Source organism: Mycobacterium seoulense (assembly GCF_010731595.1).
GTDB lineage: Bacteria > Actinomycetota > Actinomycetes > Mycobacteriales > Mycobacteriaceae > Mycobacterium > Mycobacterium seoulense.
In genome coordinates, this window is sequence record NZ_AP022582.1 from 3,111,550 (window position 1) to 3,131,910 (window position 20,361).

A 20,361-nucleotide genomic window follows, 5' to 3' on the forward strand; every position below is an offset into this window, starting at 1 on the left:
TGCTCTCTTCGGTTCCGATCCCGCGAGGCCCACCGGTGGCCAACGCGGCCGGGTTTAAGTGACCAGGACAATTACACACCTGTAATTTCGCTCTCACAAGCACCACGAGTCACTCGTGTCGCGGTAGCCACATGGTGGCCCGGCCGCGAGGGGTCGCTCAGGCCCAGCTCGCGTGCCCGGCGCGGACCAGCGTCGAGGCCACCGATCCGGACACCTCCTCGACGGTGATGGCCATCAGCAGGTGGTCGCGCCACGCCTTGTCGACCTCGAGGTAGCGCTGCAACAACCCCTCTTGGCGGAACCCGACCTTCCCCAGCACGGCGCGGCTCGCGGCGTTCTCGGGCCGCACGGTGGCCTCCACGCGATGCAACATCACCGGGCCGAAGCAGTGGTCCAGCCCCAGCGCCAACGCCGCCGTGGCCACCCCGCCGCCGGTCGCCGACCGCGGTACCCAGTAGCCGATCCACGCCGACCGCAACGCCCCATGGGTGACGTTGCCGATGGTCAGCTGGCCGCAGAACCGGCCGTCGAGCTCGATGACGTACGGCAACATGCGGCCGGCGCGGGCCTCCGCACGCAGCCCGGAACACAGCGCCGGCCACGCGGCGACCGTGTGCCGGCTCGTCCAATCGGTCTCCGCGCTGGGCTCCCACGGCTCGAGGTGCGCGCGGTCGGCCAACCGGATCCGGCTCCACTGCGCTCCGTCGCGCATTCGCACGGCCCGCAGCCGGACCACCCCCGCCGGGACCCGCAACGGACCGACGTCGAGCGGCCAACCCGGATGACGGGGGTTGGTGCGCAACAGGTTCACGAGCCCGTGGAGTCGGTGCACTTAACCGCGCTGAGCCAAGAAGGCGACGTCGACGATCTCGCCGGTGCGGACTTGTTCGGCGCCGGTCGGCACCACCACAAGGCAGTTCGCTTCCGCGAGGGTGGCCAGCAGATGGGAGGACGCGCCCGGGGCCCCGCCCAGCGCCTGCACGAGGTATTCACCGGTTTCCTGGTCGCGCATCAGCTGGCCGCGCAGGTAGCCCTTGCGCCCGGCGACCGACGTGATGGGCGACAGCGTGCGGGCCTGCACGATCCGGCGCATCGGCTGGCGCTTGCCCAGCGAGAGGCGGATCAGCGGCCGCACCATCACCTCGAAGACCACCAGGGCGCTGACCGGGTTCGCGGGCAGCAAGAACGTCGGGACGCCGTCGCGGCCCAATTGACCAAAACCCTGGACGGACCCCGGATGCATCGCGACGCGGACGACTTCCATCTCCCCGAGCTCGGAAAGGACCGAGCGCACCGGCTCGGCCGCGGCGCCCCCGACGCCCGCGATCACCACCACCTCGGCGCGGTTGATCTGGCCCTCGATGATCTCGCGGAATTCCTTGGGCTCGTTGCTGACGATGCCGACGCGGTTGACCTCCGCGCCGGCGTCCCGGGCCGCCGCCGCGAGTGCGTAGGAGTTCACGTCGTAGACCTGGCCGTTGCCCGGGGTGCGCGAGATGTCGACCAGTTCGCCGCCGACGGCCATCACCGTCACCCGGGGCCGCGGATGCACCAGCACCCGCTCACGGCCGACCGCGGCCAGCAGGCCGACCTGGGCGGCGCCGATGACGGTTCCGGCGCGCACCGCCACGTCACCGGGCTGCACATCGTCGCCGGTGCGGCGCACATACGCACCCGATGGCGCCCCCCGCAGAATCCGCACCCGCGTGCTGCCGCCGTCGGTCCAGCGCAGCGGGATGACCGCGTCGGCCAGCGTGGGGAGCGGGGCGCCCGTATGCACCCTGGCGGCCTGCCGGGGCTGCAGCCGGCTGGGCGTGCGCGCCCCGGCCTCGACGGTCCCCATCACGGGCAGGACCAGGCCCTCGCGCCGGTCTTCCTCGAGCTCCGCGTCGCCGGGCGGCTCACCCAGACTGTCGGCGCCCACTTCGCCGACGCCCAGCACGTCGACGCTGCGCACCGCATAGCCGTCGATCGCGGCCTGATCGAAGCCGGGCATCGGACGCTCGGTCACGACCTCTTCGGCACACATCAATCCCTGCGCCTCGGCAATGGCCACCCGGATGGGCCGCGGTGCCACCGCGGCGGCCGTTATCCGGGCCTGCTGCTCCTCCACAGAACGCACAGCGCGCCTCTCTGCCCTGGCGGCCTAGGCCTCAATGCCCCAGCGGGCGCCGTCGTGGGCCGGGCGTTCAAAGCCGGCTACTTCTCGGCCAGGCCTAACCGCGCCACCAACCATCGCCGCAAATCCGGGCCGTAGTCGTCACGGTCCAATGCAAAGTCAACCGCAGCCTTGAGGTAGCCGCCGGGATTTCCCAAGTCGTGTCGAGATCCGCGATGCACGACGACATGCACGGGGTGGCCCTCGGAAATGAGCAAAGCGATCGCGTCGGTGAGCTGTATTTCGCCGCCCACCCCGCGGTCGACGCGGCGCAACGCGTCGAAGATGGCCCGGTCGAGCACGTAGCGGCCCGCCGCGGCGAACATCGATGGGGCTTCCTCGCGCCTGGGCTTCTCGACCATGCCGTTGACCTTCAGCACGTCGGGATTGTCGTCGCCGGGTGCCGGCTCGACATCGAAAACCCCGTAGGCGCTGATCTCTTCGGGCGTCACCTCGATGGCGCACAACACCGTGCCGCCGTAGTGTGCCCGCACCTTCGACATCGTCTCCAGGACGCCGGTGGGCAGCACCAGGTCGTCGGGCAGCAGCACCATCACGGCGTCCTCGTCGGGAGCCAGCGTGGGCTCCACGCAACTGATGGCGTGCCCCAGTCCCAGCGGCTCGGCCTGCACCACGGACTCGACCTTGATCAGCTGCGGCGCGCGGCGCACCTTGTCCAGCATCGCCTTCTTGCCGCGGGCCTCCAGCGTGCCCTCGAGGACCAGATCCTCGACGAAGTGCGCGACGACACCGTCCTTGCCCTCGGAGGTGATGATCACCAGGCGATCGGCGCCCGCCTCGGCCGCCTCGGCGGCGACCAGCTCGATGCCGGGGGTATCGACGACCGGCAGCAGCTCCTTCGGCACCGTTTTCGTCGCGGGCAGGAAGCGAGTACCAAGACCGGCGGCGGGCACGATCGCCGTATGTGGGACCACCACTTTTGGGCTTGACATTGTTCACACGATAACCCGAACGCGCATCGCTGATCCGATGTGGCGCGGGCAAAGACCCGGCTGGAATGGTTGAGGCATGGCGACCACCAGTAAGGCCGCATTGCGTGAGCAGCTGCAGGCGGCCCGGCGCCGCGTTGCCGACGTCGTTCGGGCCCGCGAGGCGGAAATGTTGTGCCAGCGACTGGAGGCCGCGGAAAACGTCGTGAGCAGCGGCGGCACGGTGTGCGCCTACGTGCCGGTGGGCGCCGAGCCCGGGTCGGTCGACATGCTGGACGTGTTGCTGCGCCGGTGCGGGCGAGTGCTGCTGCCGGTTGCGCGCACCACCGCCGGGGACACGCCGCTGCCATTGCGCTGGGGCGAATATCGGCCCGGGACGCTGACGGCCGCGCGGTGGGGACTGCTGGAGCCGCCGGAGCCATGGCTCCCGGCCACCGCGATCGCGGACGCCAGCCTGATCCTGGTGCCGTCGCTGGCGGTCGACCGCTCCGGGGTCCGGTTGGGCCGGGGCCGCGGCTTCTACGATCGCTCGCTGGGCGCCCGCGACCCACACGCGCGGCTGGTCGCGGTGGTGCGCGACGCGGAGCTGGTGGACGATTTACCCGCCGAGCCGCACGACGTACCGATGACCGACGCGCTCACGCCGCGGGCGGGACTGATCGCCCTGGGATAACACATCGGGAATGAGCGGCGTCACGTGGCGGTTCTAGCACTTGAGACGCTAGAGTGCTAACAGACTTTTGCAATCATCCGGAGGTTTTCGTGCCGACTTACAGCTATCAGTGCACCGAGTGTGACGATCGCTTCGACATCGTGCAGGCCTTCACCGACGATGCGCTGACCACCTGCAAGCGCTGCTCCGGGCGGCTGCGCAAGCGCTTCAACTCCGTCGGCGTGGTGTTCAAGGGCAGCGGCTTCTACCGCACCGACAGCCGCGAGTCCGGCAAGAAGTCGACGACCACCACCAACGGATCCTCGTCGACCGACTCGGGGTCGAGCTCGGGATCGAGCGAGAAATCCTCGTCCAGCGAGAAGTCCGGATCCGCCGAGAAGTCGAGCAGCAGCGCCACCGCGTCCGCCGCCGCCTCGAGCTGACGGGTTATCCACAAACCCGTCGCCGCCGGCATTCGCCGCTGACCGCGGGGCGCTTACCGTTGCGGCGTGGGCGAATCATCGCTGAACCCCAGCCCGTTCAGCCGCCTCTCGACGTGGCTGCGCCCCGATTGGACCAGGACCGTGCTGGCGCGACGAGTCGCCGCCGGCGGGCTCGTCGTGCTGGCCGGCTTGGCGGCGCTGCGCTCCAACCCCGCCGGTGACTACGCCGAGGTGGTGGTCGCCGACCACGACCTACGGCCCGGCGCCGCGCTGACCCCGGCCGATGTCCGCCTCGAAAAGCGTTTGGCCACAACCATTCCCGACGGGGCACGCACCGACGTGGGCGCCCTGCTCGGATCCACCCTGGCCGGCCCGACCAGGCGCGGCGAGATCCTCACCGACGTGCGGGTGCTGGGCACCCGGCTGGCCGAGTCGACCGCGGGACCCGGCGCCCGCATCGTGCCGCTGCGCCTGGCCGACGGCGCCCTGATCGACCTGGTGCGCGTCGGCGACGTCGTCGACGTGCTGGCCGCACCGGCGACCGGGTCACCGGAGACGCCGCAGGCCGCCCCCAAGGTGGTGGCCACCGACGCCGTCGTGGTGCTCGTGTCGGCCAAGCCAAAGGTCCAGGCCGGCGACGGTGACCGCGTAGTCTTGGTGGCGCTGCCGGCTCGCGTGGCGAATACGGTGGCGGGTTCGGCGCTGGGTCAGGCGGTGACGCTCACCCTGCACTGAGCGCCTCGCCGCCGTCGGCCCTGCAACCGACAGCAAACTCTGTTCAATCCCAGGAAGGACATCTGAATGTTCAAAGGGTTCAAGGAGTTTCTCTCGCGGGGCAACATCGTCGACCTGGCCGTCGCGGTGGTCATCGGTACCGCCTTCACCGCGCTGGTCACCAAGTTCACCGACAGCATCATCACGCCGTTGATCAACCGGATCGGCGTCAAAGAACACTCCGATGTCGGCGTCCTGAAGATCGGCATCGGCGGCGGCCAGACCATCGACTTGAACATCCTGCTGTCGGCCGCCATCAACTTCGTGCTGATCGCCGCTGTCGTCTACTTCTTCGTCGTGCTGCCCTACAACACGCTGCGCAAGCGCGGCGAGGTCGAGCAGGCGGACGACGCCCAGATCGTTCTGCTCACCGAGATCCGCGACCTGCTGGCCCAGACCAACGGCGGCTCGTCCGGCAGGCACGGCGAAACCAGCACCACACCCCCGCCGGAGCACGGACCCCGCGCCGACGCCGAGTCGCAATAATCCCGCAGAGACTGCTTTTCGGGCGGTCAGATCTCCAGGCTCGACAGCTGCCCGATGATCTGAGCGGCCAGCGGGTTCAGCGTCGCCATGCCATCGCGCACCGCGTACCGGGAGCCCGCCAGGTTCACCACCAGCGTGCTGCCGGACACCCCGGCCAGGCCGCGAGACAGGCCGGCGTCGATGATGCCCGCGGACAGCCCCGACGCCCGGATGGCCTCGGCGATGCCCAGGATCTCGCGGTCCAGGATCTCGCGGGTCGCCTCCGGGGTGACGTCGCGCGGCGTGACACCCGTCCCACCGACGGAGACCACCAGGTCGACCCCGCCGATCACCGCGGTGTTGAGCGCGTTGCGGATCTCCACCTCGTCCGCCGCGACGGCGACCACACCGTCGACGACGAATCCCGCCTCGGTCAGCAGCTCGGTAACCAGTGGCCCGCTGTGGTCCTCGTCGCCGTGGGCGGTGCGATCGTCGACCACCACGACAAGGGCCCGGCCGACCACCAATTCGGCGCCCGTCTCCATGGGTGCCACCGTATAACCGAGCTCCGACAATCCCGCCGCCGAGGGTTCTTCGACTCGCATTACTGATCCGCCTTCCCCAGAGTCACCGGCACGGTACGGCTGCCACCACCAGCGGGATCCTGGAAGGTCAGCGAAATCTTGTCGCCCGGCGCCTTGGACCGCACGGCGGCAACCAGGGCGTCGGCGCTGCTGATCGGGCGGTCGTCGACCTTGGTGACGATCACGTTCTTGGGGACGCCGGCGGTCGCGGCCGCACCGTTCGGCACGACGTCGACGACCTTGGCGCCCGGAGCGCCCTTGTCGTTCGTCACCTGCACGCCCAGCGAGGCGTGGGACGCCTTGCCGGTGCTGATCAGCTCGTCGGCGATGCGCTTGGCCTGGTCGACCGGGATCGCGAACCCGAGCCCGATCGAACCGCTCTGGGCGTCCGGCGAGTCCGCGCCCAGGGTGGCGATCGCCGAGTTCACGCCCACCAGCTGCCCGCTCATGTTGACCAACGCGCCGCCGGAGTTGCCCGGGTTGATGGCCGCGTCGGTCTGGATCGCGTCCAGAACGGTGTTCTGGTTGCCCGACTCACCGGTGGTCGACACCGGCCGGTTGAGCGCGCTGACGATACCGGTGGTCACCGTGCCCGACAGGCCCAGCGGCGACCCGATGGCAACCACTGGTTGTCCCACCCGCAGATCCGATGAGGAGCCCAGGGAGATCGGGGTGAGGCCGGAAACGCCCTGCACGCGGATCACGGCGATGTCGCTGGTGGGATCGGCGCCGACGACCGTGAACGACGCGGTGCGGCCGTCGGCGAAGGTCACCGTCGTCTTGGGAGCGGGCCCGCCGACGGGACCCCCGGGCGGGCCGCCGGGGGGAGCGCCGGGAACGCCGGGCGCCTTCGGCGGCCCCGCGGCCGCCGCGACCACGTGGTTGTTGGTGAGGATGAGGCCGTCGGCGGAAAGGATGACGCCGGAGCCCTCTTCGGACTGGCGGCCGAGATCGGTCTCCAGCATGACGACGCTGGGCACCACCTTGGAGGCGACCTGTTCGACGCTGCCGGGCGGCATGTTCGCCGCGGGAACGCTGGGTGCGCCGATGACCGTGTGCCCGTTGCCGGTGGTCGGGTGCGTGCCGAGCTCGACGGCCGTGGCCGCCGCCCCGCCGATGCCGGCGGACACCACCGCGATGGCCAACGCGCCGACGGCCAACAGCCCTGCGCGGGGTCGCCTTTGGGCGCCGGGCGGCATCGGCGGCAGCATGCCGGGCATCGGGCCCGTCCCCCCGGGGATGGGGCCTACCCCGGTTCCCCCCGGTATCCGGCCCTGACCGGTGCCGCTGAACGGCTCGTACGGGTCGTATGGCTGCCGAAATTGGGTCGTCTGCGACTGGTGGCGCCAGTCGAATGGCTGGCTATACGACGGTTGCTGATGCCCCTGGCCGTAAGCGGAGGTCCCCGGGTGGCTCTGGGCGGGCGCAGGCTGATTCGGCGCGGGACGGTATCCCGGCTGCTGCGGCGGTGGCGAATACCTCGGGTCATTCGTCATGTCGCTGGGTCGCACTTCCTCTATCTCCGTTCGGCTCGTCGGCTCGACGGGCTCTCCAACAGTAGCTGCAGACCTACCTTGCCCGCGCGGACTGAGAGTCCACTGAGACAACGTTCGACGGTTCCCGAGAGTTCGCCTCGTCGGTGGCCACCGGAACGGTGGGATCGGCGCCCGGTTCTCCCTCGGCGTTCCCGGCACCGGACGCCGGATACGTCGAGGGCGGCATCGGCCGGCCGGGCAGCAGGACGTAAAACGAGGTCCCCGGCGGCTGTCCGCCCGGCACGGTGTCCTCGACACGAAGCAATCCACCGTGATTCAGCACGACCTTCTTGACGATCGCCAGCCCCAGGCCGGAGCCCGGCATGGCGCGCGCGGTCGTCGAACGGTAGAACCGCTCGAACACCAGGCGGCGTTCGTGCGGTGGGATGCCCGGGCCGTGGTCGGACACCACCAGCTCCGCGTGCGACGGGTCGAGCTGCCGCATGGTGACGCCGACCCGCCCCCCCGGCGGGCTCCACTTCGCCGCGTTGTCCAACAGGTTCAGCACCGCGCGCGAGAGCCCGGCGGCGTCGCCGAACATCTGCCAGGGCGTCACGTTGACGTCGAAGTGAATGTCGTTGCGGCGCCGCCTGACTCGCTCCAGGCTGCGATCGACCACCTCGGACATGTCGACCGGTTCGTGCACCACCTGGCCGGCGTCGTCGCGGGTGAGGTCCACCAGATCGCCCACCAGCGTGGACAGTTCCTCGATCTGGGCCAGCACGTCGGCGCGGAGCTCGACCATCTCCTGCTCGGGCAGCCGCGGCGCTCCCGGCTCCATGGAAGCCATCAGCAGCTCGACGTTGGTGCGCAGGGACGTCAGCGGGGTGCGCAATTCGTGTCCGGCGTCGGTGACCAGCCGCGCCTGCCGCTCGCGGGATTCGGCCAGCGCGCGCAGCATCAAGTTGAATGCCTCGGTGAGCCTTGCCAATTCGTCGCTACCGAACACCGGGATGGGACGCAGGTCGTCGGTGCGCGCCACCCGTTCCGCCGCCTCGGTCAGACGCCCCACCGGGCGCAACCCAGCCCTGGTGACCATGCCGCCCGCCACCGCGGCGACCGCGACACCGATGCCGCCCACGATCAGCAGCACCAAGCGCAACTTGGTCATCACCGCCTCGGTCGGCTTGAGGCTCTTGGAGATCAGCAGCGAACAGCCGTTGGGCAAGTGGATGGCCAGGACCCGTTGATCGAACGCGGTGCGCCGGGACATGAACAGATCACCGCGGATCACCGCCTTCTCGGGCGCACCGACGGGCAACGTCTGACCCGGCTGCTGCGCGGTGTAGATCGAGTGGCCCGGGTTCACCAGCATCGCATTGACATCCGAGTAGGCGGTGCCTTCGATGGCCTTGCCGGGGTCAGCGGCCAGTGAACCGCTGGCGATCAGCAGCTGCGCCCGGCTTTGCAGCTGGTTGTCGATATCGCTATACAGCGCAGCCGAAATCACCGCGTACACGGCGAATGCCATCAGCACGACGACCATCGCCACCATCGACATCGCCAGCAGCATGACGCGCCACCGCAGCGACAACGAACTGGCGGCGCGCAGCGGAACGCGTTGGGGCCGTTGGTACCGGATCATCGTCGAATGCGGCTCATCACGGCGGTGTCTCGCGAAGGACGTAGCCCACGCCGCGCACGGTGTGAATCAGCCGTGGCTCCCCGTCGGCCTCGGTCTTGCGGCGCAGGTAGCCGACATAGACCTCGAGCGCGTTGCCGGAGGTGGGAAAGTCGAATCCCCACACCTCCTCCAGGATCCGGCTGCGCGTAAGCACCCGGCGCGGGTTGGCGATCAACATTTCCAGCAAGGCGAATTCGGTGCGCGTCAGGCTGATCTGGCGTTGCCCCCGGGTGACTTCGCGGGTCACCGGGTCCAGCGTCAGGTCCGAGAACGTCATGGCCACCGAGTCGGCGTCGTCGTCCGGCTTGGTGCGGCGCAGCAGCGCCCGCATCCGGGCCAGCAGTTCCTCCAGGGCGAACGGCTTCGGCAGGTAGTCGTCCGCGCCGGCGTCCAGCCCCGCGACCCGCTCGGAGACCGAATCGCGGGCCGTGAGCACCAAGATCGGCAGGTCGTCGCCGGTGCTGCGGAGCTGACGGCACACCTCGAGGCCGTCCAGTCGCGGCATCATCACGTCGAGGACGAGCGCGTCGGGCCGGTCGCTGGCGATCATCTCGAGCGCCTCCAGCCCGTCATGGGCCAACTCGACCGAGTAGCCATTGAAGGAAAGCGACCGGCGCAGCGACTCACGCACTGCGCGATCGTCGTCGACGACCAGTATCCGCACGGAGCTAGTGTCGTCCCGGCGCCTGAGAGCGGGCTGAGAGGCGCGCCGGGTGTTTGCCGAGATTAACTAACGCCGGTCCAGGTCGATCAGACCGAGGCGGGCGGCCTTGAGCAGCCGGCGGGGCACCTTGTGCTTCTGGCCGGCGACCGTCACACCGACGAGTTCCGTCTTGGTGGCCTTCCACTGCGCGCGACGGCTACGGGTGTTCGCGCGCGACATCCTGCGCTTGGGTACGGCCATGGTCGGGCCTAACTCCTCGTGTCGGGGGCTTGTCGCGCGGCGTGGCCGGTGCGGCCGAACGTGCGACGATTGCCACCAGGATAGTCGGTGGCCTGCCGGGCACCAAAACGAAGCCCGCGGGCGCCGAGGGGCGTCCTTGACGTGACACCGGCGCGACCCGCTAACCTACCGGTTGGTTGGTTGGTTTGCGCTCACCGGTGAAACGCAGATGGGAGGACTGCATGGCCCCTACCACTGCTCGCGACGCGGTCCGGATCGCGAATTGCTCCGGCTTTTACGGTGACCGGTTGTCGGCGATGCGCGAAATGCTGACCGGCGGCGACGTGGACTACCTCACCGGCGACTACCTGGCCGAACTGACCATGCTGATTCTAGGTCGCGACCGGATGAAGCATCCCGAGCGCGGCTACGCCAAGACCTTCCTGACCCAGCTCGAGGACTGCCTGGGCGAGGCCCGCGACCGGGGTGTCCGCATCGTCGCCAACGCCGGCGGCCTCAACCCGGCCGGGCTGGCCGACGCGATACGCGCCCTGGCCGAGCGCCTCGGCATCCCCGCCCGGGTGGCCCACGTCGAAGGTGATGACCTGCTGGCGCGCGCCGCCGAACTCGGGCTGGGCACCCCGCTGACCGCCAACGCCTACCTGGGCGCGTGGGGCATCGTCGACTGCCTGGGCGACGGCGCCGACGTGGTCGTCACCGGCCGGGTCACCGACGCCTCGGTGATCGTCGGGGCGGCCGCGGCGCACTTCGGCTGGGACCGCACCGACTATGACCGGCTCGCCGGCGCTGTGGTCGCCGGGCACGTCATCGAGTGCGGCGTGCAGGCGAGCGGCGGCAACTACTCCTTCTTTACGGAAGTCCCCGACCTGACCCACGCTGGCTTCCCGCTGGCCGAGGTGCACGCCGACGGCTCGTCGGTGATCACCAAGCACCCCGGCACCGGCGGCCTGGTCAGCGTCGACACCGTCACCGCGCAGCTGCTCTACGAGATCACCGGCGCGCGCTACGCCAACCCCGACGTCACCGCCCGGATGGACACCGTCGAACTGTTCGCCGAGGGCCCCGACCGGGTGCGCATCAGCGGCGTGCGCGGCGAGCCGCCGCCGCCCACGTACAAGGTGTCGCTGAACAGCATCGGCGGATTCCGCAATGCGATGACCTTCGTGCTGACCGGGCTGGACATCGAGGCCAAGGCCGAGTTGGTGCGCCGGCAGCTCGAGGCCGCGCTGACCGTCAAACCCGCGGAGCTGCAGTGGTCGCTGGCCCGCACCGACCACGCCGACGCCGACACCGAGGAAGCCGCCAGCGCGCTGCTGCACTGCGTGGTCCGCGACCCCGATCCCGCGAACGTCGGGCGCCAGTTCTCCTCGGCGGCCGTGGAATTGGCGCTCGCCAGTTACCCGGGTTTTCACGTGACCGCCCCGCCGGGTGACGGTCAGGTCTACGGCGTGTTCACCGCCGGCTACGTCGATGCCGATGAGGTGTCGCACGTCGCGGTGCACACCGACGGCACCCGCACCGACATCCCTTGTGCCAACCAGACTTTGGCGTTGGCACCCGCCGATCCCCCGCCTTTGCCGGAGCCGTTGCCCGCCGGGCCGACGCGGCGGGTGCCGCTGGGCCGCATCGCGGGGGCGCGCAGCGGTGACAAGGGCGGCTCGGCCAACGTCGGGGTCTGGGTCCGCACCGACGACCAATGGCGCTGGCTGGCCAACACGCTGACCGTCGAGCTGCTCAAGGAGCTGCTGCCGGAAGCGGCGGAGTTCGACGTGACCCGCCACGCGTTACCGAACCTGCGTGCGGTCAACTTCGTCATCGACGGCATCCTCGGCCAGGGCGTCGCTTATCAGGCGCGCTTCGATCCGCAGGCCAAGGGACTGGGTGAATGGTTACGCGGCCGCCATGTCGACATCCCCGAAAGGCTGTTATGAATCTTTGGACGACGCCGGAGCGCGAACAGCTGCGAAAGACGGTGCGCTCCTTCACCGAACGCGAAATCCTGCCCCACGCCGACGAGTGGGAGCGCACCGGCGAGCTGCCGCGCGACCTGCACCGGCGCGCCGGGGCGGCCGGCCTGCTGGGCGCGGGATTCCCCGAGGCGGTGGGCGGGGGCGGCGGTGACGGCGCGGACGCGGTGATCATCTGCGAAGAGGTGCATCAGTCCGGCGCGCCGGGCGGGGTGTTCGCCTCGCTGTTCACCTGCGGCATCGCGGTGCCGCACATGATCGCGTCCGGCGATCAGCGGCTGATCGACGAGTTCGTCCGGCCCACGTTGGCCGGCGACAAGATCGGCGCGCTGGCCATCACCGAGCCCGGCGGCGGCTCGGACGTCGGGCACCTGCGGACGTCGGCGGTGCTGGACGGTGATCACTACGTGGTCAACGGCGCCAAAACCTACATCACCTCGGGGGTGCGCGCCGACTACGTCGTCACCGCGGTGCGCACCGGCGGGCCCGGCGCGGCGGGGGTTTCGCTGCTGGTGGTCGAGAAGGGCACACCCGGTTTCGAGGTGAGCCGCAAGCTGGCCAAGATGGGGTGGCGGTCCTCGGACACCGCCGAGCTGTCCTTCGTCGACGCACGGGTGCCGGCGGCCAACCTGGTGGGCGCCGAGAACAGTGGGTTCCTGCAGATCGCGCAGGCGTTCGTTTCGGAGCGGATCGGGCTTGCCGCGCAGGCGTATTCGAGCGCACAGCGGTGCCTGGACCTGACGGTGCAGTGGTGCCGCGACCGGGAGACCTTCGGGCGGCCGCTGATATCCCGGCAGCCGGTACAGAACACACTGGCCGAGATGGCCCGCCGCATCGACGTCGCCCGGGTCTACTCCCGCCACGTGGTCGAGCGTCAACTCGCCGGCGAGACCAACCTGATCGCCGAGGTGTGCTTCGCCAAGAACACCGCCGTGGAGGCGGGGGAATGGGTGGCCAACCAGGCCGTCCAGCTGTTCGGCGGCATGGGCTACATGGCCGAATCCGAAGTCGAACGCCAGTACCGGGACATGCGGATCCTGGGCATCGGCGGCGGAACCACCGAAATCCTGACCTCACTGGCCGCGAAAACGCTGGGGTATCAGTCATGACCACTTTGCAATCCGCGCTGGACCCGAGCTCCCCCGCCTACGCCGACGCGGCGTCGACGGCGACCTCGCGCCTCGACGAGATCGGGGCCGAGCTCGCCAAAGCCCTTGCCGGCGGCGGCCCGAAGTATGTCCAGCGCCACCACGACCGCGGCAAGCTGACCGCCCGCGAACGCATCGAGCTCCTCGTCGACCCGGACTCCCCGTTCCTGGAGCTCAGCCCGCTCGCGGCATGGGGCAGCGCATTCACGGTCGGCGCCAGCACAGTCACCGGAATAGGCGTGGTGTCGGGCGTCGAATGCCTGATCGTCGCCAACGACCCCACCGTCAAGGGCGGCACCAGCAACCCGTGGACGCTGCGGAAGATATTGCGGGCCAACCAGATCGCCTTCCAGAACCGGCTGCCCGTCATCTCGCTGGTGGAATCCGGTGGGGCGGACCTGCCCACCCAGAAAGAAATCTTCATCCCCGGCGGGCAGATGTTCCGCGACCTGACCCGCCTGTCGGCGGCCGGCATCCCCACCATTGCCCTGGTTTTCGGTAACTCCACCGCCGGCGGCGCCTACATCCCCGGCATGTCCGACCACGTCGTGATGATCAAAGAACGTTCGAAAGTGTTCCTGGCCGGTCCCCCGCTGGTGAAGATGGCCACCGGCGAAGAATCCGACGACGAATCACTGGGCGGCGCCGAAATGCACGCCCGCATATCGGGTTTGGCCGACTACTTCGCCGCCGACGAGCTCGACGCCATCCGCATCGGGCGCCGCATCGTGGCCCGGCTGAACTGGCGCAAAGAGGGCCCCGCGCCCGGGCCCGTCACCGACCCACTGTTCGACGCCGAGGAGCTCATCGGCATCGTGCCGGCGGACCTGCGCATCCCGTTCGACCCGCGCGAGGTGATCGCCCGCATCGTCGACGGCTCCGAATTCGACGAATTCAAGGCCATGTACGGGTCGTCGCTGGTCACGGGCTGGGCCCGGCTGCACGGCTACCCGTTGGGCATCCTGGCCAACGCGCGCGGCGTCCTGTTCAGCGAGGAGTCGCAGAAGGCCACCCAATTCATTCAGCTGGCCAACCGCTCCAACACCCCACTGCTGTTCCTGCACAACACCACCGGCTACATGGTGGGTAAGGACTACGAGGAGGGCGGGATGATCAAGCACGGCTCGATGATGATCAACGCCGTCTCCAACTCGACCGTCCCGCACATCTCGCTGCTGATCGGCGCGTCGTACGGGGCCGGCCACTACGGCATGTGCGGCCGCGCCTATGACCCCCGGTTCCTGTTCGCCTGGCCCAGCGCCAAATCCGCGGTGATGGGCGGTGCCCAGCTCGCGGGCGTGCTGTCGATCGTCGCCCGGGCCGCCGCCGAAGCCCGCGGACAGCAGGTCGACGAGGAGGCCGATGCCGCGATGCGGGCGGCGGTCGAGGGGCAGATCGAGGCGGAGTCGCTGCCGTTGGTCCTGTCCGGCATGCTCTACGACGACGGGGTGATCGACCCGCGCGACACCCGCACGGTGCTGGGAATGTGTCTGTCCGCCATCGCCAATGGCCCGATCAAGGGGACGTCGAACTTCGGCGTCTTCCGGATGTGAGCCCCATGGTTACTCGAGTGCTGGTCGCCAACCGCGGCGAGATCGCCCGCCGGGTGTTCGCCACCTGCCGGCGGCTGGGCCTGGGCACCGTCGCCGTCTACACCGACCCGGACGCCGCCGCGCCGCACGTGGCCGAGGCCGACGCCCGCGTGCGGCTGCCCAAGGCCAACGACTACCTCAACGCCGAGGCGATCATCGCGGCCGCCCGCGCCGCCGGCGCCGACGCGATCCATCCGGGTTACGGGTTCCTCTCGGAGAACGCCGAATTCGCGGCGGCCGTGCAGGGCGCGGGCCTGACCTGGATCGGGCCGCCCGTGGACGCGGTGCGCGCGATGGGCTCCAAGATCGAGTCCAAAAAGCTGATGGCCGCCGCCGGGGTGCCGGTGCTCGACGAGCTCGACCCCGACGCGGTCACCGAGGCGCAGCTTCCCGTCCTGGTCAAGGCCTCCGCCGGTGGCGGCGGCCGCGGGATGCGGGTGGTGCGCGAATTGTCCGCCCTGGCGGGCGAAGTGGAGGCGGCCCGCCGCGAGGCGCAGTCCGCGTTCGGCGACCCGACCGTGTTCTGCGAGCGCTACCTGCCCACCGGGCACCACATCGAGGTGCAGGTCATGGCCGACACGCATGGGACGGTGTGGGCCGTCGGGGAACGGGAATGCTCCATCCAGCGCCGGCACCAGAAGATCATCGAGGAGGCCCCCTCCCCCCTGGTCGAGCGCATACCGGGCATGCGGGACAAGCTGTTCGACGCGGCCCGCCTGGCCGCCGGGGCGATCGGCTACACGGGCGCCGGGACCGTCGAGTTCCTCGCCGACGACGACGGCGAGTTCTATTTCCTGGAGATGAACACCCGGCTTCAGGTCGAGCACCCGGTGACCGAGGAGACCACGGGCCTCGACCTGGTCGAACTGCAGCTCGCCGTCGCCGACGGCGACCGCCTCGACGCCGAACCTCCCATCGCTCAAGGGCATTCGGTCGAGGCCCGCCTGTACGCGGAGGATCCCGCCCAGGGCTGGCAGCCGCAGGCCGGGCGCGTGCACCGCGTCGACGTGCCCGCGGTCCGGTCGCGATTCGGCACGCTGGGGCAGCGGACCGGCATCCGGCTCGATTCGGGCATCGTCGCCGGTTCCACCGTCTCCATTCACTACGACCCGATGCTGGCCAAGGTGATCTCGTACGCGCCGACCCGCCGGCAGGCGGCGCTCGTGCTCGCCGACGCGCTGGCCCGCACCCGGCTGCACGGCCTGCGCACCAACCGTGAGCTCCTGGTCAACGTGCTGCGCCACCCCGCGTTCCTCGACGGCGCCACCGACACCGCGTTTTTCGACACGCACGGTCTTCGGCGACTGTCGGCTCCCCTGGCCGACGCCGCCGCCATCCGGTTGTCCGCGATCGCCGCGGCGCTCGCGGAAGCCGCGCATAACCGCGCGACCGCGCCAGTCCTGGGGTCACTGCCCAGCGGCTGGCGCAACCTGGCGTCCGGCTATCAGGTGAGGACATATCGCGACGCCGACGGCGGCGAGCATCGGGTCGAATACCGCTTCACCAGAACGGGAGTACTGTTCGCCGACGACGAGCCGGTCCGGCTGGTCTCGGCCACGCCGGACGAGGTCGTGCTGGCCGACGGGTCCGGGGTGGCGTGCGGCTTCGCCGTCGCGCGATACGGGGACGACGTCTACGTCGACTCGGCGCGCGGGCCCGTCCACCTGGTCGCGCTGCCGCGTTTCCCGGAGCCGGGCTCGGCCGTCGAACGGGGTTCGCTGGTAGCGCCCATGCCCGGCAACGTGATCCGGATCGGCGCGGCGGTCGGCGACACCGTCGACGCCGGCCAGGCGCTGATCTGGCTCGAGGCGATGAAGATGGAACACACCATCACCGCGCCGACCGACGGCGTCCTCGCCGAACTCAACGTCAAGACCGGCCAGCAAGTCGACGTGGGCACCGTCCTCGGAGTGATCGCAAGCGCGGCGGAGCCGGGCGCAGCGGGTCACGACCATCCAAACCTCGGAGTGATCGCAGCGCCGCAAGCAGAAGGAGATTCGTAAATGACCGACACCAGCTTCATCGAGAGCGAGGAGCGCAGGGCGCTGCGCAAGTCCGTGGCAGCGTGGGCCGCCAACTACGGAAGCGAGTACTATCTGAAGAAGGCCCGCGCACACGAGCACACCGACGAATTGTGGTCGGAGGCGGGCAAACTCGGGTTCCTGGGGGTGAACCTTCCCGAGGAGTACGGCGGCGGGGGCGCCGGCATGTACGAGCTGTCGCTGGTGATGGAGGAGATGGCGGCGGCGGGCAGCGCGCTGCTGCTGATGGTGGTGTCGCCGGCGATCAACGGCACCATCATCAGCAAGTTCGGCACCGAGGACCAGAAGAAGCGGTGGATCCCCGGCATCGCCGACGGAACCCTGACGATGGCCTTCGCCATCACCGAGCCCGACGCCGGCTCCAACTCGCACAAGATCACCACCACCGCCCGCCGCGACGGCAGCGACTGGATCCTCAAGGGCCAGAAGGTCTACATCTCCGGTATCGACCAGGCGCAGGCCGTGCTCGTGGTGGGCCGCACGGAGGAGGCGAAGACCGGCAAGCTTCGCCCCGCCCTGTTCGTGGTGCCCACGGACGCGCCCGGATTCAGCTACACGCCAATCGAAATGGAGTTGATCAGCCCCGAACGGCAGTTCCAGGTCTTCCTCGACGATGTCCGGCTGCCGGCCGACGCGCTGGTCGGTTCCGAGGACGCCGCGATCGCGCAGCTCTTCGCGGGCCTGAACCCCGAGCGGATCATGGGCGCCGCCAGCTCGGTCGGGATGGGACGGTTCGCCCTGGAGAAGGCCGCCGACTACGTCAAGACCCGACAGGTGTGGGGCACGCCGATCGGCGCGCACCAGGGACTGTCACATCCGTTGGCGCAGTGCCACATCGAGGTGCAACTGGCCAAGTTGATGATGCAGAAGGCCGCCACGCTCTACGACAGCGGCGACGACGCGGGCGCGGCCGAGGCGGCCAACATGGCGAAATACGCTGCGGCCGAGGCGGCTACCCGATCGGTCGACCAGGCCGTGCAGTCGATGGGCGGCAACGGGCTGACCAAGGAGTACGGCGTCGCCGCCATGCTCGCCTCGGCCAGGCTCGGGCGGATCGCTCCGGTGAGCCGCGAGATGGTGCTCAACTTCGTGGCGCAGACGTCGCTCGGGCTCCCCCGGTCGTACTGATGGAGACGCTGGTCGACTACGCCGGTCCCGCCGAGACCGGCGGCCCGTTCGCGCGGTTGACGCTCAATTCGCCCCACAACCGCAACGCGCTCTCGACCGCGCTCGTCGAGCAGTTGCATCAGGGGCTGCGCGACGCGGCGGCGGACGCGGCGGTGCGCGCGGTGGTGTTGGGGCATGCCGGCAACACCTTCTGCGCGGGCGCCGACCTCAGCGAGGCCGGGTCGCCATCATCGGCATACGACATGGCCGTCGCCCGGGCGCGCGAACTGACGGCGGTGCTGCGGGACATCGTCTCCTCGCCGCTGCCGGTGATCGCCGCCATCGACGGGCATGTGCGCGCGGGCGGGTTCGGACTCGTCGGCGCCTGCGACATCGCCGTCGCCGGGCCGCGCAGCACCTTCGCCCTGACCGAGGCCCGAATCGGCGTCGCCCCGGCGATCATCTCGCTGACGCTGCTGCCGAAACTGTCTCCGCGGGCCGCGGCGCGCTATTACCTGACGGGCGAGACGTTCGACGCCGCCACGGCGGCGGACATCGGGCTGATCACGATGGCGGCCGAGGACGTCGACGCCGCGGTGGGCGGACTGCTCGCCGACGTGGGCCGCGGTTCACCCCAGGGGCTCGCGGCCTCCAAGGCGCTGACCACGGCGGCGGTGCTGGAAGGGTTCGACCGTGACGCCGAACGGCTCGCCGAAGAGTCGGCGCGGCTCTTCGTATCCGACGAAGCCCACGAGGGCATGCTGGCGTTCCTGCAGAAGCGCGCTCCCAGCTGGGCGAGTTAGCCAGGTGTCAAACAACGCCCGCGTGCCGAACCCGCAGGTGCGGCGCGAGGTTGCAGTTTGACCAATCCTCTTGCAGCAAAAGCTGGACGTCGTAGGCTCGTGGGTGATGAGCAACCCGGCGCAACGCGATGCGAAGGACACGCGCGACGAATCGTCGCGCGCGGCCGACACTGATCGCATCCAGCTGGCGCAGTTGCTGGCCTACGCGGCCGAGCAGGGTCGCCTGCAGCTCAAGGACTACGAAGACCGTCTGACCAGGGCGTACGCGGCGACCACGTACGCCGAACTGGACCAGCTGCGAGACGATCTGCCGGGCGCGCCGATCAACCCGCGCCGCGGCGGCAAGCCCAACCCGGCGCCCTCCACACTCCTGCTGGCGCTGCTGAGCGGGTTCGAGCGGCGGGGCAGGTGGAACGTGCCCAAGAAGCTGACCACGTTCACGTTGTGGGGCAGCGGGGTGGTGGATCTGCGCTACGCCGACTTCACCTCGACCGAGGTCGACATCCACGCGATGTCCATCATGGGGGCGACGAAGATTTTGCTGCCGCCCGAAGTCAACGTCGAGATTCACGGCCGCGGAGTGATGGGCAACTTCGACCGCAGCGTCCTCGGCCAGGGCACCCCCGGGGCGCCGAAGGTGAACATTCGCGGCTTTTCGCTGTGGGGCGCTGTCGGCATCATCCGCAAGGCCCGCCGGCCCCGCGGTTAGCCGGGCACGTAGTCGAACTTGTCGGGGTTGGGCCCGTTCCTACCCGCTTCACCCTTGTCCAGGGCTGAGATCGCGTCCATGTCGGAGTCATCCAGTTCGAAGTCGAAGAGCTCGAAGTTCTCCTTGACCCGCTCCGGGGTCACCGATTTGGGGAACACGATGTCGCCGCGCTGAATGTGCCAGCGCAACACCACCTGTGCCGCCGATTTGCCCCGCGCGTCGGCGATGCGGTTGATCACCGGATCGCCGAGCACCTTGCCCTGCGCGATGGGCGCCCAGGCCTCGGTGGCGATGCCGTGCTCGCGCCCGTACGCCCTGACCTTTGTGTTGCCGAAGTACGGATGCAGCTCGATCTGATTGACCGACGGGACGGTGTCGGTTTCCTTCGCGAGCCGATCCAGGTGCGCGACTTGGAAATTCGAGACACCGATGCTACGGGCGCGCCCGTCGCGCGCGAACTCTTCGAACACCTTCCAGGTCGACACGAAGTCGCCGTCGTAGAGGGTGGGCAGCGGCCAGTGGATGAGGAACAGGTCGACGTAGTCGGACTCCAAGGCCTTCAGCGTTTGGTCGAAGGCGCGGCGCGCGTCGTCGGGTTTGTGGAAGCCGTTGTTGAGCTTGCTGGTGACGAACACCTCGGCGCGGTCGAGACCGGCGTCCCGGATGCCTTGTCCGACTTGCTTTTCGTTGCCGTACATCTCGGCGGTGTCGATATGCCGGTAGCCGATCTCGAGCGCGGTCTTGACCGCAGCCGCCGTCTGGTCGGGCTTGATCTGGAACACACCGAAGCCGAGCTGCGGAATGCGCACACCGTCGTTGAGTTCGATCGTGGGAACGTTGCTCATGCATCTCCTCCTTCTTTCGTCCATGTACCCGCTCGAGCGCGCACCTATCCCTTGAGCGA

20 protein-coding genes are annotated in these 20,361 nt (G+C 69.5%); 11 read left to right on the top strand and 9 right to left on the bottom strand.

Going from position 1 to position 20,361, the window contains the following annotated elements:
• Window positions 1–157: 157 nt before the first annotated feature.
• From G6N37_RS14190 to G6N37_RS14200, 3 genes are all read right to left on the bottom strand, one after another.
• Window positions 158–811, bottom strand: coding sequence for a GNAT family N-acetyltransferase (locus tag G6N37_RS14190; protein ID WP_167527433.1), 654 nt, complete (start codon window positions 809–811; stop codon window positions 158–160).
• 21 nt (window positions 812–832) lie between these two features.
• Entirely contained in the window at window positions 833–2,122 is a 1,290-nt protein-coding gene (gene glp / locus G6N37_RS14195) for a molybdotransferase-like divisome protein Glp (protein WP_163681399.1), read from the bottom strand.
• A gap of 77 nt (window positions 2,123–2,199) precedes the next feature.
• The gene (locus G6N37_RS14200; protein WP_083166907.1) at window positions 2,200–3,111 is read right to left on the bottom strand and encodes a UTP--glucose-1-phosphate uridylyltransferase; all 912 of its coding nucleotides are present in this window, start codon (window positions 3,109–3,111) and stop codon (window positions 2,200–2,202) included.
• A gap of 76 nt (window positions 3,112–3,187) precedes the next feature.
• Here G6N37_RS14200 and G6N37_RS14205 point away from each other — a divergent pair, with 76 nt between their 5' ends.
• The 4 genes from G6N37_RS14205 (at window position 3,188) to mscL (ending at window position 5,463) form a co-directional block, all read left to right on the top strand.
• Window positions 3,188–3,781 carry a 5-formyltetrahydrofolate cyclo-ligase gene (locus G6N37_RS14205; RefSeq protein ID WP_163681401.1) on the top strand — a complete coding sequence of 198 codons (594 nt, stop codon included), beginning with the start codon at window positions 3,188–3,190 and terminating at the stop codon, window positions 3,779–3,781.
• Between the two features lie 89 nt (window positions 3,782–3,870).
• Complete coding sequence (locus G6N37_RS14210; RefSeq protein WP_163681403.1) at window positions 3,871–4,203, top strand: FmdB family zinc ribbon protein; 333 nt, start codon at window positions 3,871–3,873, stop codon at window positions 4,201–4,203.
• A gap of 66 nt (window positions 4,204–4,269) precedes the next feature.
• The gene (locus G6N37_RS14215) at window positions 4,270–4,938 is read left to right on the top strand and encodes an SAF domain-containing protein (protein WP_163681405.1); all 669 of its coding nucleotides are present in this window, start codon (window positions 4,270–4,272) and stop codon (window positions 4,936–4,938) included.
• A 66-nt stretch (window positions 4,939–5,004) separates the two neighbouring features.
• On the top strand, window positions 5,005–5,463 hold the full coding sequence (mscL, locus tag G6N37_RS14220) for a large-conductance mechanosensitive channel protein MscL (protein ID WP_163681407.1): 459 nt from the start codon (window positions 5,005–5,007) through the stop codon (window positions 5,461–5,463).
• Window positions 5,464–5,489: 26 nt separating this feature from the next.
• Here the strand turns inward: mscL and G6N37_RS14225 are convergent, their stop codons facing one another.
• From G6N37_RS14225 to rpmF, 5 genes are all read right to left on the bottom strand, one after another.
• Window positions 5,490–6,047 carry a MogA/MoaB family molybdenum cofactor biosynthesis protein gene (locus G6N37_RS14225; protein WP_067921405.1) on the bottom strand — a complete coding sequence of 186 codons (558 nt, stop codon included), beginning with the start codon at window positions 6,045–6,047 and terminating at the stop codon, window positions 5,490–5,492.
• Window positions 6,047–7,522 (bottom strand): S1C family serine protease, encoded by a 1,476-nt coding sequence (locus tag G6N37_RS14230; protein WP_163681409.1) that lies wholly within the window; start codon window positions 7,520–7,522, stop codon window positions 6,047–6,049. Before G6N37_RS14230 ends, G6N37_RS14225 begins: the two co-directional genes overlap by 1 nt.
• A gap of 73 nt (window positions 7,523–7,595) precedes the next feature.
• Window positions 7,596–9,146: a HAMP domain-containing sensor histidine kinase gene (locus G6N37_RS14240; protein WP_163681411.1), complete on the bottom strand. Its 1,551-nt coding sequence runs from the start codon at window positions 9,144–9,146 to the stop codon at window positions 7,596–7,598.
• 16 nt (window positions 9,147–9,162) lie between these two features.
• Complete coding sequence (gene mprA, locus G6N37_RS14245; RefSeq protein WP_163681413.1) at window positions 9,163–9,849, bottom strand: two-component system response regulator MprA; 687 nt, start codon at window positions 9,847–9,849, stop codon at window positions 9,163–9,165.
• Window positions 9,850–9,915: 66 nt separating this feature from the next.
• Window positions 9,916–10,089, bottom strand: a complete 174-nt coding sequence (gene rpmF / locus G6N37_RS14250; RefSeq protein WP_007168835.1) for a 50S ribosomal protein L32 — start codon at window positions 10,087–10,089, stop codon at window positions 9,916–9,918.
• Window positions 10,090–10,310: 221 nt separating this feature from the next.
• Between rpmF and G6N37_RS14255 the strand changes: the two genes are divergently transcribed.
• From G6N37_RS14255 to G6N37_RS14285, 7 genes are all read left to right on the top strand, one after another.
• Window positions 10,311–12,020: an acyclic terpene utilization AtuA family protein gene (locus tag G6N37_RS14255; RefSeq protein ID WP_163681415.1), complete on the top strand. Its 1,710-nt coding sequence runs from the start codon at window positions 10,311–10,313 to the stop codon at window positions 12,018–12,020.
• Window positions 12,017–13,165 carry an acyl-CoA dehydrogenase family protein gene (locus tag G6N37_RS14260; protein ID WP_163681417.1) on the top strand — a complete coding sequence of 383 codons (1,149 nt, stop codon included), beginning with the start codon at window positions 12,017–12,019 and terminating at the stop codon, window positions 13,163–13,165. Before G6N37_RS14255 ends, G6N37_RS14260 begins: the two co-directional genes overlap by 4 nt.
• Complete coding sequence (locus G6N37_RS14265; protein WP_163681419.1) at window positions 13,162–14,757, top strand: acyl-CoA carboxylase subunit beta; 1,596 nt, start codon at window positions 13,162–13,164, stop codon at window positions 14,755–14,757. Before G6N37_RS14260 ends, G6N37_RS14265 begins: the two co-directional genes overlap by 4 nt.
• 5 nt (window positions 14,758–14,762) lie before the next feature.
• Window positions 14,763–16,799: an acetyl/propionyl/methylcrotonyl-CoA carboxylase subunit alpha gene (locus G6N37_RS14270; RefSeq protein ID WP_232074989.1), complete on the top strand. Its 2,037-nt coding sequence runs from the start codon at window positions 14,763–14,765 to the stop codon at window positions 16,797–16,799.
• A complete protein-coding gene (locus G6N37_RS14275; protein WP_163681421.1) occupies window positions 16,800–17,966 on the top strand; it encodes an acyl-CoA dehydrogenase family protein in 1,167 nt (388 codons plus the stop codon).
• Entirely contained in the window at window positions 17,966–18,748 is a 783-nt protein-coding gene (locus G6N37_RS14280) for an enoyl-CoA hydratase family protein (protein WP_163681423.1), read from the top strand. Before G6N37_RS14275 ends, G6N37_RS14280 begins: the two co-directional genes overlap by 1 nt.
• Before the next feature lie 106 nt (window positions 18,749–18,854).
• Window positions 18,855–19,457, top strand: a complete 603-nt coding sequence (locus tag G6N37_RS14285) for a DUF1707 SHOCT-like domain-containing protein (RefSeq protein WP_163681425.1) — start codon at window positions 18,855–18,857, stop codon at window positions 19,455–19,457.
• Here the strand turns inward: G6N37_RS14285 and G6N37_RS14290 are convergent.
• Complete coding sequence (locus G6N37_RS14290) at window positions 19,454–20,302, bottom strand: aldo/keto reductase (RefSeq protein WP_163681427.1); 849 nt, start codon at window positions 20,300–20,302, stop codon at window positions 19,454–19,456. The two genes, G6N37_RS14285 and G6N37_RS14290, sit on opposite strands and share 4 nt — an antisense overlap.
• Window positions 20,303–20,361: the final 59 nt, after the last annotated feature.

What these genes read in the sequence shown, in the direction of transcription:
- G6N37_RS14290 (WP_163681427.1), bottom strand. Translation starts at nt 20,302, where the DNA reads ATGAGCAACGTTCCCACGATCGAACTCAACGACGGTGTGCGCATTCCG.
- G6N37_RS14255 (WP_163681415.1), top strand. Translation starts at nt 10,311, where the DNA reads ATGGCCCCTACCACTGCTCGCGACGCGGTCCGGATCGCGAATTGCTCC.
- G6N37_RS14275 (WP_163681421.1), top strand. Translation starts at nt 16,800, where the DNA reads ATGACCGACACCAGCTTCATCGAGAGCGAGGAGCGCAGGGCGCTGCGC.
- G6N37_RS14260 (WP_163681417.1), top strand. Translation starts at nt 12,017, where the DNA reads ATGAATCTTTGGACGACGCCGGAGCGCGAACAGCTGCGAAAGACGGTG.
- mscL (WP_163681407.1), top strand. Translation starts at nt 5,005, where the DNA reads ATGTTCAAAGGGTTCAAGGAGTTTCTCTCGCGGGGCAACATCGTCGAC.
- G6N37_RS14205 (WP_163681401.1), top strand. Translation starts at nt 3,188, where the DNA reads ATGGCGACCACCAGTAAGGCCGCATTGCGTGAGCAGCTGCAGGCGGCC.
- rpmF (WP_007168835.1), bottom strand. Translation starts at nt 10,089, where the DNA reads ATGGCCGTACCCAAGCGCAGGATGTCGCGCGCGAACACCCGTAGCCGT.
- G6N37_RS14230 (WP_163681409.1), bottom strand. Translation starts at nt 7,522, where the DNA reads ATGACGAATGACCCGAGGTATTCGCCACCGCCGCAGCAGCCGGGATAC.
- G6N37_RS14265 (WP_163681419.1), top strand. Translation starts at nt 13,162, where the DNA reads ATGACCACTTTGCAATCCGCGCTGGACCCGAGCTCCCCCGCCTACGCC.
- G6N37_RS14280 (WP_163681423.1), top strand. Translation starts at nt 17,966, where the DNA reads ATGGAGACGCTGGTCGACTACGCCGGTCCCGCCGAGACCGGCGGCCCG.
- G6N37_RS14225 (WP_067921405.1), bottom strand. Translation starts at nt 6,047, where the DNA reads ATGCGAGTCGAAGAACCCTCGGCGGCGGGATTGTCGGAGCTCGGTTAT.
- G6N37_RS14200 (WP_083166907.1), bottom strand. Translation starts at nt 3,111, where the DNA reads ATGTCAAGCCCAAAAGTGGTGGTCCCACATACGGCGATCGTGCCCGCC.
- G6N37_RS14270 (WP_232074989.1), top strand. Translation starts at nt 14,763, where the DNA reads ATGGTTACTCGAGTGCTGGTCGCCAACCGCGGCGAGATCGCCCGCCGG.
- G6N37_RS14240 (WP_163681411.1), bottom strand. Translation starts at nt 9,146, where the DNA reads ATGATCCGGTACCAACGGCCCCAACGCGTTCCGCTGCGCGCCGCCAGT.
- G6N37_RS14285 (WP_163681425.1), top strand. Translation starts at nt 18,855, where the DNA reads ATGAGCAACCCGGCGCAACGCGATGCGAAGGACACGCGCGACGAATCG.